This is a genomic window from Kribbella sp. CA-253562 (genome assembly GCF_050942265.1).
Lineage (GTDB): Bacteria > Actinomycetota > Actinomycetes > Propionibacteriales > Kribbellaceae > Kribbella.
This window is the reverse complement of the sequence record NZ_CP192049.1, coordinates 2,262,822-2,274,670: the sequence shown is the minus strand read 5'-3', so window position 1 is coordinate 2,274,670 and position 11,849 is coordinate 2,262,822. Positions and strand designations below refer to the sequence as shown.

General features: G+C 67.2%; 10 protein-coding genes. 7 read left to right on the top strand and 3 right to left on the bottom strand.

All coding sequences use genetic code 11. The features are described from left to right. Nucleotides 1–19 precede the first annotated feature (19 nt). Complete coding sequence (locus tag ACQPXM_RS11135; RefSeq protein ID WP_432947519.1) at nucleotides 20–688, bottom strand: RNA polymerase sigma factor; 669 nt, start codon at nucleotides 686–688, stop codon at nucleotides 20–22. A 232-nt stretch (nucleotides 689–920) separates the two neighbouring features. On the opposite strand from ACQPXM_RS11135, the gene ACQPXM_RS11130 reads away from it, so the two are divergent. The 7 genes from ACQPXM_RS11130 to ACQPXM_RS11100 all read left to right on the top strand — a co-directional run bounded on the left by ACQPXM_RS11130 (nucleotide 921) and on the right by ACQPXM_RS11100 (nucleotide 9,545). Then, a complete protein-coding gene (locus ACQPXM_RS11130; protein WP_432947517.1) occupies nucleotides 921–1,391 on the top strand; it encodes a gamma-glutamylcyclotransferase family protein in 471 nt (156 codons plus the stop codon). 825 nt (nucleotides 1,392–2,216) lie between these two features. After that, on the top strand, nucleotides 2,217–3,410 hold the full coding sequence (locus ACQPXM_RS11125) for an aminoglycoside phosphotransferase family protein (RefSeq protein WP_432950990.1): 1,194 nt from the start codon (nucleotides 2,217–2,219) through the stop codon (nucleotides 3,408–3,410). A gap of 633 nt (nucleotides 3,411–4,043) precedes the next feature. Further along, entirely contained in the window at nucleotides 4,044–4,511 is a 468-nt protein-coding gene (locus ACQPXM_RS11120; protein ID WP_432947515.1) for a hypothetical protein, read from the top strand. Between the two features lie 32 nt (nucleotides 4,512–4,543). Beyond that, a complete protein-coding gene (locus ACQPXM_RS11115) occupies nucleotides 4,544–5,398 on the top strand; it encodes a haloalkane dehalogenase (RefSeq protein WP_432947513.1) in 855 nt (284 codons plus the stop codon). A 133-nt stretch (nucleotides 5,399–5,531) separates the two neighbouring features. Then, entirely contained in the window at nucleotides 5,532–7,508 is a 1,977-nt protein-coding gene (locus ACQPXM_RS11110; protein WP_432947512.1) for an amino acid transporter, read from the top strand. A 79-nt stretch (nucleotides 7,509–7,587) separates the two neighbouring features. Beyond that, nucleotides 7,588–8,559, top strand: coding sequence for a DUF389 domain-containing protein (locus ACQPXM_RS11105; RefSeq protein ID WP_432950988.1), 972 nt, complete (start codon nucleotides 7,588–7,590; stop codon nucleotides 8,557–8,559). Nucleotides 8,560–8,606: 47 nt separating this feature from the next. Then, a complete protein-coding gene (locus tag ACQPXM_RS11100) occupies nucleotides 8,607–9,545 on the top strand; it encodes an aldo/keto reductase (protein WP_432947510.1) in 939 nt (312 codons plus the stop codon). Nucleotides 9,546–9,789: 244 nt separating this feature from the next. Here ACQPXM_RS11100 and ACQPXM_RS11095 read toward each other — a convergent pair whose 3' ends face one another. Together ACQPXM_RS11095 and ACQPXM_RS11090 are read right to left on the bottom strand one after the other, a co-directional pair. Next, nucleotides 9,790–10,152, bottom strand: coding sequence for a hypothetical protein (locus ACQPXM_RS11095; protein WP_432947508.1), 363 nt, complete (start codon nucleotides 10,150–10,152; stop codon nucleotides 9,790–9,792). A gap of 46 nt (nucleotides 10,153–10,198) precedes the next feature. After that, complete coding sequence (locus tag ACQPXM_RS11090; protein WP_432947506.1) at nucleotides 10,199–11,836, bottom strand: CocE/NonD family hydrolase; 1,638 nt, start codon at nucleotides 11,834–11,836, stop codon at nucleotides 10,199–10,201. Nucleotides 11,837–11,849: the final 13 nt, after the last annotated feature.

Here is an 11,849-nt window from a genome sequence, read left to right as displayed (position 1 = left end):
TTGCTTCCGGGAAGTGTTTCTAAGCGAAGACCTCGTCGCGCATGTGGTGCAGCAACTCGGCCAGCCGACGTTGGCCTCGCGCTGTCCGGCTCTTCACCGTGCCGAGGGCGATCCCGAGCTTCTGGGCGATCTCGCTTTGGGTGTACTCGCAGTGGTACGCCAACTGGAGCACCTCGCGCTCATCCGGGTGCAGCTGGTCGAGCGCCCGGCGGACCTGCCACGTACGCCAGGTCTCATCCATCGTGGTGTCCTCGGTCGCCAGCGCGCGATCGGCTCCATCGACGTCCAGCGGCAGCGTCTCCGACGCGCGGCGCTCCCGTCGGTACACGTCGATCGACGCCCGCCGCGTGATCGCGTACAGCCACGGCTGGAGCTCACGCCCCGCATCGAACCGGTCGGCAGCCTGCCACGCCTGGATGAACGCCCGCTGAACGGAGTCCGCCGCAAGGTCATGCCGCCCGAGCATCTTGAGCGCGATGACGAACATCGGCGCGGAGTACCGCCGATACATCTCCCACAACGCCGTCTGGTCGCCGCCACGAAACCTCTCGGCCAAGCTGGGATCCGGATCGCCCGGATCGGCCAGCGTCACGTTGTTCCGGCTCTCGACACCGCTGTCCCGACCGACGACAGATTCGGTACGACGCGCGGGGGCGACACTCGGCGGTGCCGCAACCATGAGGTCCATACCCCGTTCCTCCCTGATGGCTCACCCCGGAGCCTCGCCATCCACTCTCATCGGTGGGGACAGCCGAGACATCGGTGACACCTGCCTATTCGCAGCGCGGCGCACATGCCTATGCCCACGGGGTCGGATGCCGGCGCACGACCACCTGCGCCCAAGTGGTGACGGCGGGTGAACCAACCGCAAGGCGCCCGGCATCCGTACTGCAGGTCAGGCTCGACTCAAGGAGGTCATGATGGACGACAACTCGAATCGCAGAATGATCAACGTGTTTTTCTACGGCTTGTACATGGATCCCGATCTCCTGGGCGACCGTGGAGTTCAGCCGCGTGATCCGCGGCGAGCCTCCGTCGCGGACTACTCCCTGAGAATCGGAACCCAGGCCACCCTGCTCCGATGCACCGGCGCACATGCGTGGGGTGTCGTCTACGCCTTGACGCACGACGAAGTGGACGTCCTGTACGGCGCATTGCCAACCTATCGAGCCGAGCCAGTACTCGCCCGGACTGTGAACGGACAGTTTGTGCCGGCGTTGTGTTACATCTTGTTCGACCCTCCTCAACCAGGCGAAGCGAATCCGGACTACGCCGCAGCCCTCACTGCCGCGGCGCAGCGTCTGGGCCTGCCGATAGACCACATCCCGAGACGCTCTGAACCGCTTGCAAGTACGCAGGGGATGAGCAGTGACCGCGAGCAGAGCCGGTGAGTGCGATTCAGCGCGTTCAGTAGTGGCGCCGTCACTACCTGAGCCCGAGCAACAGAGTGCAGACCTCCGCCGCCGTAGTCGCCAGCCGGCGCCAGGGCGCTACGTAGGGTTTAGCTCCTGTCGACCGGGCTCACCATCCCCGCACGCTGGATGGACGCGGCAGCGACCCGGTGGACCGCTGGCCGGCCGGGCCCGCGGAAGGAACGCCGGGCGAGTGCCCTGACTGGGAATTGCTGCAGACCCTTGGCGTGAACCGAGGCGGCGATCGGCGCGTATTGCGCAGTGACATGAGCCTCCTGCGCGCAACGGAGCGCGTCCCGCGATCTGGCCGTACCCAGGCAAGGTCGGCGGCGCCGCGCCCGCACCGGACGGCAGCGGCGTCCAGTTGACCATCGACGACGCTGCGGCAGCCATGGCCCTGATCCGGCCGGCGGACACCGTCGCGCCGTTCACCAGCCACGCATTGGGCTAGGCCAACCGCCGGCACGCCGCTGAAACCTGAACCGTCAAACCATCGAGCGGGTCGGCGTAGCTGCTCGGCGCACGGCCTCAGCTGAGGATCGCCGTGACGGAGGGCTGCCAGTGAGCGCGGTGGCTACAACGACCGCCGTGTCCCGGCGAATGACGCGCGGGGTGAGATCAGTTGTCGCCGACAGATCGATGTGTGTGACCCCGTCGATTCGCACCGGGGTAGATCCGGTCGCCAGGCTCCGGCGTATTGCTGAGGTGACGTGACTCAGCCCAGGGACGGTGGTACGTCCGTAACGAAAAGAATGCTGGAAATGGCGGGCTTCGAGAGATGGCGGTGGCTGGGAATTGAAGACAGTGGAAGCGCTGGTAAGTGTTGGGGATCGGTACGTCGGCAAGGCGCCGGCGTTCGAGGCGGATCGACCATGGTGGTCGGAGATCGAAGACGTCACCGCGCAGCTTGAAGTACTACTCGGTGTGCCGACGTTCGTTCTGCGGCTGGTGCAGGCCGACAGCGCTGAATCCATCAGGGGCGGCCGGGTCGTCTATCACGTCCAAGCTGCCGCCGACCCGCGTCCGGACGCGCTCGACCCTACGCCGGATCCCCGCTGGGCCGAAGTGATCAAGCCACACCCCCTCCGTGCGACTTGGGCCGAGGTGGACGGCCCGCAACGCTTGGCCGACTGGGCCTGCGGCATCGTCGGCGCCGGGACCCCGACACAGGTGAAGACGTGGAACCTTTCATGTTTGATCCGCATCCCGAGCGCGGAGGGTGGTGCGTGGGCCAAGGCGACCAGCCCGTTCTGCAGCGTGGACGCGGAGATCATCCAGCATGTCCGCCGGTACGACGCCGCCCTCGCACCGACTGTGCTCGGTGTCGACCTGGAGAACCGGTGGTCCCTGCTCGCGCACGCGCCGGGTATCGACTGTTGGGAGCCAGATCTGCCGACCGTGCAGGACGTGGTGAGCCGATGGGTCTCAGTACAGGCTCGAATTGCTGTAGAGGAACTGCACATCCCCAAGCTCCTACCGGCGGATCTGCCAGCGGAGCTGGACAGGTTGCTGGCCGGCGAAGTGGGCAGGCAACTGTCGGCCGAAGATCTCACCCGAGTCCGCGTACTGAAGGAGGCGCTGCCGGGGCTCATCGAGGAGTTGGAGTCCTCAGGGCTGCCGAACACCGTGGTCCACGGGGATTTCCATCCCGGCAACTGGCGCTCCGACGGCACGAACCGGCTGATCGTCGACTGGGCCGACAGCTATCTCGGCCACCCGGCCGCCGACATCCAGCGGCTGCGCGACTGGTTGCCAGAGGAAAAGAAGGACGTCGCAATCGAGACGTGGTCATCGGCTTGGCAGCGCGAGCTACCAGATAGCCAACCCCTGCGTGCTCTCGAACCGATGACAGTGATCGCCCAACTGCTCGCGGCTCACACGTATCAGCGCTTCTTGGACAACATCGAGCCGAACGAACGCATCTACCACGAGGGCGATCCGGCCGAAGCACTCCGGGCAGCCTCGGAAGCAGCCGTCCGTGCCGGTTCGCTTGACTAGCTGAGCCCACAGAAGCGGCATCGACGGCCTGTTGAACGGCGGTCGATCGGCGTAATGCCTCGAATCTACGAGGAGAGCGCATCCTTCTGGAACGATGACGAGGTGCCTCAGGCCACCTTTCCGAGAAACGTCCGCGACGAGAGAATCGACTGAGGTGACCAGCTCAGGCACCGCCGGCATGAACCCACAACGAGGTGTTGATCAGCCTCTGAACAGAGCCCCATAGCTCGTTGGCGATAGGCCTTGGATCGCCGTACCGACCAGGCACGTTGGTCGAATGGTGTGACGACACGAAGTGAATGCTCCAGATGGACGAAGCCATCATCGGGCCGCGCCCACGGACCAGCAGGCACGGACGGGTGCCCTACATCGTGTTTCCTGGCACCCTGCTCCCGCGACATCTCCGCCGACCTCGCATCTCGCTCCAAGGTTTCGACTGATCGGGGTGGCTTGAGGAAGCCACCGATGTCGGCCATCTGTGAAAATCGCACCCGAGGCGGCGCCTGAAACGTACTCGACGCACTGGCGGCGGCGCTGCGACTGACCGAGGACGAGCGTTGCCACCTCCACCAGTTGGCGCGGCCCGCGCCACCAATGCCACGCCGAGCAGAGGTACGACCCGGACTGCGGCAAGTGCTGCACGCGATCGGATCCGCCACACCGGCGTTCGTGCTCGGCCGACGCATGGACATCCTGGCCTGGAACGCACTCGCCGCGGCACTGATCACCGACTTCGCCGCGCTACCTCCCCGCGAACGCAACCTCGCCCGCCTCGTCCTGCTGAACGACGACGTCAGCCGGCGATACCCGGACCGGGAACTGGTCGTCCGCAACACCGTCGGATTCCTGCGACTCGACCTCGGCCGGCACCCCACCGACCCCCAGCTGCACACGGTGCGCCGCAAGAGATTCGGCGTCAAACGGTTCGATCATCCCGACGCCGGAAGGCTCGAACTCGACTACGAGACGCTGTACCACCCGGACGACGACGAGCAACTGCTGATCGTGTACTCGGCGAAACCGGGATCGCCGGCCGAGGAGAAGCTGCGACAGCTCGCAAGCGTCAAGGACCGTTCACCTGGCGTTGCTCCAGTCCGTTGACCACTGACCCGTCGGCGACGGGACAATGAGTCATGACCGCCGAGCTGTTTTCCGTACTGGATCTCCGGCTCGCGTGCCGGACCATCGGCGAGGGCAGGCCGGTGGTGTTCGTGCACGGCAACCCGACGTCGTCGTACCTGTGGCGACAGGTGATGAGCCCACGACTCGGGCGTTGCCTCGCACTCGACCTGCCCGGCATGGGCGACTCCGACCCGGTGCCGGGCGCCGACCCTCACCGGTACCGGTTCACCACGCATCAGCGATACTTCGACGCGTTCCTGCACAGCCTGCACCTGAGCGAGCCGGTTGTGCTGGTCGGGCACGACTGGGGCGGCGTGCTCGCGACCGACTGGGCCCGCCGCCACCCGGAGGACGTCGCCGGAATCGCCTACCTCGAAACACTTGTCGCGCCGGTCACCTGGGACAGCCCCAACGCCCCCAGCCCAGACCTCTTCAAGCCACTACGCAGTACTGCGGGCGAACAACTGGTCCTGACCGAGAACGTCTTCATCGAGACAGTCCTGCAAGCCGGCACGCTGCGGAAACTGGACGACCACGACCTGGCCGCGTACCGGCGTCCCTACCTCGAGCCCGGAGAATCCCGGCGCCCGATGCTCACCTGGGCCCGGGAGATCCCGATCGACGGCGAACCAGCCGACGTCCACGCAATCGTCGAAGCCAACGCACGCTGGATGGCGACCTGCGACGTGCCCAAGCTCTTCGTCAACGGCTCCCCCGGCGGCCTGCTCACGGGGCCGCTGCGAGATCTGTGCCGCACCTGGCCGTCTCAAGACGAGGTGACCGTCGACGGTTCCCACTTCCTGCCTGAGGACTCGCCGGCCGAGATCGAGGCCGCGCTGGCCCACTGGATCCCGACCCTGAACTGATCAGCAGGCGACAGACCGTAAATCGGAATCCCCGGCGCAAATGTACCCACTTGGGATCCCCACGGTGCAGGGTTCTCACAGGTCTCTAACACCGATTACGGCTTGGCCGGAAAGCTCATGCATCCTGGCATCCGTGACCACTCAAGACGAGTACGCCGTACCCGCCACCGTCCAGGGTCCGAGCGAGCCGGCCAGCACCCGCGGAGTGCGCGGTTGGTTGCTGCAGCACCGGGTACAGCCCGTCGGTCCCGAGGCCGGCGAGGGACACGCACCGCCGCAGGCGTGGTGGAAGGTCATGTGTCTGACCGGGGTCGACTACTTCTCCACTCTGTCGTACCTGCCGGGCATCGCCGCGCTCGCCGCCGGCGCACTGTCGCCCTTGGCAACATTGCTGATCGTGGCGCTCACGTTGCTCGGCATGTTGCCGATGTACCGGCGAGTGGCGAAGGAGTGCCCGCATGGTCAGGGATCGATCGCGATGCTGGAGAATCTGCTGCCGTTCTGGCGCGGCAAGATCTTCGTCCTGCTCCTGCTCGGCTTCGTCGCCACCTCGTGGATCATCACGATCACGCTGTCCTCGGCCGACGCCACCGTGCACCTGCTCGAGAACCCCTACGCCCCGGGTTTCCTGCACGGCCAGGAGGTCGCGGTCACCGTCGTGCTGCTGCTGATCCTCGGTGGCGTCTTCCTGCTCGGCTTCAGCGAGGCGGTCGGCGTCGCGATCCCGCTGGTCGGGATCTTCCTGGCGCTCAACGCCGTGGTCGTGATCGTGGGCCTGTACGACGTCGTCACGGGTTCGGGCGCGTTCTCGCACTGGATCGACGCGCTGACCGAAGGCCGGAACGGATTCGGCGGCGTGATCGGGCCCGCGATCATCGCTTTCCCCCTGCTCGTCCTCGGCCTGTCCGGCTTCGAGACCGGGGTCAGCATGATGCCGCTGGTCGCTGCCGACGGCAACGACACCGCTCAGCGACTCGCCGACCGGATCCGCAACACCAAGAAACTGCTCACCGCCGCCGCGCTGATCATGAGCGTCTACCTGCTGGCCACCAGCTTCATCACCACCGTGCTCATCCCGGCTGAGGAGTTCGAGCCCGGCGGCGCCGCGAACGGCCGCGCGATGGCCTACCTCGCCCACGAACACCTCGGCGAGATCTTCGGCACCGCCTACGACATCAGCAGCATCCTGATCCTGTGGTTCGCCGGCGCCTCGGCGATGGCCGGGCTGATCAACATCGTGCCGCGCTACCTGCCCACGTACGGCATGGCGCCGGAGTGGGGCCGCGCCGTCCGGCCGGTGGTGCTGGTCTACACCGCGATCAGCATTCTCATCACTGTTGCCTTCGGCGCCGATGTCGACGCCCAGGCCGGCGCCTACGCGACCGGGATCCTGGTCATGATGGTGTCCGGCGCGGTCGCCGTCACGGTGTCGGCCGCGCACCGGAGGCAGCGTCGTCAGACGACCGCCTTCACCGTTCTCACCCTCGTCCTGCTGTACGCCCTGGTCGAGAACATCCGGGAGAAGCCTGACGGCATCGCGATCTCCGGCCTGTTCATCGCCGGCATCATCGTGGTCTCACTGATCTCGCGCGTTTCACGCACCACCGAACTGCGTGCCGACCGGATCGAGTTCGACGACACCGCCCGCCGGTTCGTCACCGACTCGATCCGCAACGACGGCGCCCTCAACCTGATCGCGAACCGCCGCCAGGCCGGCGACGCCGCCGAGTACTCCGCCAAGGAGGCCGAGGTCCGCGCTATGGACCCGGTCCCCGGCCACGCGGACGTGATGTTCCTGGAGATCGACGTCGTCGACCCCTCCACCTTCAGCGACGTCCTGCGCGTCGAAGGCATCGAGGTCGACGGCTACCGGATCCTGCGCGCCGAGAGCCCGGCGGCCCCGAACGCGATCGCCGCGATCCTGCTGACCCTGCGCGACACCACCGGCGTACGGCCGCATTGCCACTTCGAGTGGTCCGAAGGCAACCCGCTGTCGCACCTGCTCCGCTACCTCATCCTCGGCCGAGGCGACACCGCCCCCGTCGTCCGCGAGATCATCCGCCAGCACGAACCCGACCCCGACCGACGACCCGGCATCCACGTCGGCTAGACCGTTGAGGTCCCGGGTGATCCGAGTGCTGTCACCTCTCATAGAACTCTCACAGTGACTCGGCCATGATGGGTGCGTGATGCATCTGCGACTGATCGTTCCGCCCGACCGCACGGAGCTGGTCGTGGACTCGTTGGTGGCCGACGAACGGACGACCAACATCGTCGTACTGCCCGGCGCCGCCAAGCGCCCGGCGGGCGATGTCGTGCACTGCGACGTCACCCGGGAGGCGACCTCCGACATCCTCGAACGACTGAAGCACCAAGGCCTCTACGACCACGGGGCTGTCTCGCTGTCCACCGTCGATGCGTCCCCGTCACGCAACGCCCGGGAGACCGAACAGGCAGCACCAGGAGCACCTGACGACGCGGTCGTGTGGGACGCGGTGGTGGATCAGGGGTACGCCGAAGCGCGCGGCTCCTGGGCGTTCTACGCGTTCCTCACCCTGGCGACGATGATCGCGGCGGTCGCCGTCGTCACCGATTCGGCCATTCTCGTGGTCGGCGCCATGGTCGTCGGCCCGGAGTTCGGAGTGGTGGCCGCGCTGGCGCTCGGCCTGGCCCTGGGAAGAGCACGGCTCAGCTCACAGGCGCTTGTCCTGCTGGCCAAAGGCTTCCTGCTGGCAATCGTCCTGACCATGCTGGCGGCGGTCCTGGCCCGAGCAGTCGGGTGGATCGACACAGGTGACGTCAACGCCGCTCGCCCACTGACCGGCTTCATCTGGCGCCCCGACAAGTGGTCGGCCGTCGTCGCCGTCCTGGCCGGCTGCGCCGGCGTACTGTCACAGACAGCGGGCCGTTCCAACGCTCTCGTCGGCGTCTTCATCTCCGTCACCACCGTCCCGGCCGCCGGCGACTTGGCCCTCTCGATCGCCTTGTGGGCACCACACCAGATCGGTGGTTCGGCCGCCCAGTTGGCAATCAACCTCGCCGGGATGACAGTGGCGGGAGTCGCGACGCTGCTCCTTCAGCGGATCCTGTGGCGGTGGCTGATCAACCGCCGGTCGCCGTCGGAGCCCGCCGAAGCGATCCTCCCGGCACACCGAACCTGAGCTTCGCGGCTTGACCTGGAGTGCGCTCCAGCATCGAGGCTCGAGCCATGAACGCACCCATGATGGCCCTCGGGACGATGTACTTCGGCACCAGGGTGGACGAACGGACTGCTTTCTCGATCCTCGACCGGTACGCCGAACTGGGCGGAGCCTTCGTCGACACCTCGAACAACTACAGCTTCTGGACCTCCGAGACGGGCTTCGGCGGCCAGAGCGAGGCGCTGCTGGGCCGTTGGCTGGCGTCCAACTCGGGGGTCCACGTCCGTCTCAGTACCAAAGTGGGTGCGCAGCCCACGCGGGTCGGCGGGTTCCCCGACCACCTGGAAGGACTGCGCGAGGACGTCGTACGCGAAGCCATGGCAAAGAGCTTGGAGCAGCTGGGCGTGGACAGTGTGGACCTGTATTGGGCGCACGTCGAAGACCCGACCGTTCCGGTGGATAACCTGGTCGAGACGTTCGGCGGCCTGGTCCGTGACGGGCTGACCGCTCGCTGGGGCGTGTCGAACCACCCGTCCTGGCTGCTCGAACGGATCCGGGCCACCGCCGAACGCGCCGGCCACCCGCAACCGAGCGCCTACCAGGAGCGCTATTCCTACCTCCAGCCCGCCGGCGGCATGGCCGTGGAAGGTCAGCCCATCCCGCTGGGAATGCTGTCACCGGACGGCCTCGACTTCCTGCGGCGCAACCCCTCGTTCGACGGTTGGGTCTATACCGCCACCCTTCAGGGCCGCTACGACCGCGACGACCGACCACTCGAGGCCGAGTACCGCCACCCCGGTACCGAACGACGCCTGGCGGCGCTGACCCGTGTCGCCACTGCGCGCGGACTCCGACCGGGGCAGGTGGTCCTCGCGTGGCTGGCCTCCGGTAGCCCGGCGCTGACCCCGATCGTCGGAGTCAGCAGCGTCGAACAGGTCGAGCAGGCCGTTGAAGGGGCGTCCACCCGCCTCACCGAGGATGAACTGGCGGCGCTGGACGGCGCATGAGCGACGACGCGCGGTAGCCCCAGCCGTTCACGGAGTCGGCCGGTGACCGACGCGTCCAGGGTCGGCTTCTGCGCATCGGAGTCGGCGTCGGCGTGCGGGGGGTCGGCGTCGAAGTAGCGGCGAGTAGCCCAGGGGCGCCGCCTTCTACTGCCGCCGGCAGAGGAAATAGGACGAGAAGTCAGCCAGGGTCCATCCCTCCGAGGCGCTCAGGTTCGCCGCCGGCAGACTCGTGGGCCTTTCGCGATCAGGTTGGTTGAGCCGCGCGGTCGAGCAGCGTTTCGGCCAGGGCTTGGGCGTCTTGCAGTGGTCGGGTGTCATTCAGTGAGGTCGCGAGGGCGCGAGCTCCCTCGAACAGCACGGCGAGCTGCCGACCCAGGATCTCGGGCTCGCGCGCTTCCGCGGCGGCCTCGATCACTCGGGCGGCGAACTCCTTCTTGTGCCGCTCGACCAGTGCGGTTGCTTCGGGCATCGTCCCGGCCGCTTCGACGGCAACGTTGTGCAGGGCACAACCGCGCACGGTGGCCGGCGATGAGCCAGCCGGGAGTTCGTCGGCCTCGAGCTCGACGGCGCGCGCGGCAACGACACGAACCTCCTCGACCTCGCGCACCGAGTGGAAGCCGTGCTCGGCACCTTGTCGGTACCCGCCTGAGACGTCAGCACGGCAGGGAGATCCGTGATGGGTGCGAAGCATCATGGAGGACGGTGTGAGACGTCGGCTTCATCGCCGTACCGCTGCCTGGATCCTCGCCGGTACCGAGGTTGCGCGCGAAGCGTGGAAAGGCGCCGCCGGAAACCTGCAGACGGATGCGATGCCCCGGGCCGAACCGGTGTGCCGTTGGATCCAGCGTGATCCTGACCATCCGCACCTGCCCGGCCGTGGGGTCCTGCTCGGTGCACCGGACGATCTGGTCGGTCACGTTCATCGAGCGGCCGGTCCGATCCACGTCGCAGAGCCGGACGAACAAGTCGGCGTGAACGTTGTCAGAGGCAACGTAAAGTTGCACGACGGGTGCGCCACGGACGTCAACCGCTGCGGCGAGTGGGTCGGTTGTGAAGACCAGGACATCGTCGCGCGCTTCCAGCGATCGGTTGTCCTTCGCTCCGCCGCTGATGGCCATCACCCGGCCCCCGATCGAGGGTGTCGGGCGAGCCGGGTCGTAGACGAAGGTAGTGGACGACTCTTGGGCCGGCGGCGAGTCCGCGAGTCGCTGCTCAGGTTCCAGGTACCACGTCGCTGTCATCGTGTTCTTCGGTGGCCAGGTCTGGTGGTTCTCCCACTGCCCTGCGCCCCCGACGAACACCCGCACCGGTGCTTCGCGACGAAGGGATGCGCGACCCGCGGTGTGCGCATCGAGCCAGTCAAGCGCCTGCGGAACGGCGATCTTGCTGTCGACGTCGAGGTGCGTCCATGGCCCGATCGTCATCGCGACATCGACGCCTCGTGCGCGCAACGTCTGGTACTGCTGCACCGTCTGATCCAGGAAGTAGTCGTGCCAGCCACCGATCAGCAAGGTCGGCACCGTGGTTTTCCCGAGCGCCTCGGTGGCCCGGAAGGGCTGCCAGTACGGATCGTCCGGATCCGGGTGATCGACCCACTCGTCGTACCACGGCGCTCCCTCGCCGCCGAGCTCGTCCATCGCACCGCGCAGGGGCAACCGGTGCAAGGTGCGGGCCAGCCGGCGCTCGGCGCGCAGCATCCTGATCAGACCGGTCATCGGGCGCACCGTCTCCTGATGCGACAGCAGATCCGCCCAGCTGAGCTGGTTGTACAACTCCAGCGGGCCCTGCCCGTAGACCGCGCGACCGAGGTCGTGCACGCCGATCGTCACGACCATCGCGGTCAGCTCCGGTGGCGGGTCCACCGCAAGCGCCCACTGGGTGTACCCGAGATAGCTTCCGCCCACCGTCGCCAGCCTGCCGTCGAACCAGTTTCGGGTCCGCAGCCAGGCAACCGTGTCCTGCGCGTCGGCGGGCTCGTCGACGGCAGGCGTGAACGTCCCACCCGAACCGAACGTGCCGCGGGTGCTCTGGAAGAGCACGTGGTAGCCGCGTTCGGCGTACAGCTGCACGGTCAGCAGGTTGTAGGGGAAACCCCGGCCGTAAGGGCAACGAACCAAGAGGGTGGGAGCCGGCTCGTCGACGACAGGGAGGTAGTGGTCTGCCAGCAGCGTCACGCCGTCCCGCATCGGTACCTCGACCGCCCGCTCCACGCGGACGCGGTTGCGCCTGGCCGGCAACCGCCACCACCTGCCAAGCGCCGCACCCATCACATTCGCCGTACTGCTGCGCATCGATCCTCCTCGA

Excerpts from the sequence above, each read along its gene's own strand:
- ACQPXM_RS11105 (WP_432950988.1), top strand. The coding sequence starts at position 7,588 with ATGCATCTGCGACTGATCGTTCCGCCCGACCGCACGGAGCTGGTCGTG.
- ACQPXM_RS11090 (WP_432947506.1), bottom strand. The coding sequence starts at position 11,836 with ATGCGCAGCAGTACGGCGAATGTGATGGGTGCGGCGCTTGGCAGGTGG.
- ACQPXM_RS11115 (WP_432947513.1), top strand. The coding sequence starts at position 4,544 with ATGACCGCCGAGCTGTTTTCCGTACTGGATCTCCGGCTCGCGTGCCGG.
- ACQPXM_RS11130 (WP_432947517.1), top strand. The coding sequence starts at position 921 with ATGGACGACAACTCGAATCGCAGAATGATCAACGTGTTTTTCTACGGC.
- ACQPXM_RS11135 (WP_432947519.1), bottom strand. The coding sequence starts at position 688 with ATGGACCTCATGGTTGCGGCACCGCCGAGTGTCGCCCCCGCGCGTCGT.
- ACQPXM_RS11100 (WP_432947510.1), top strand. The coding sequence starts at position 8,607 with ATGAACGCACCCATGATGGCCCTCGGGACGATGTACTTCGGCACCAGG.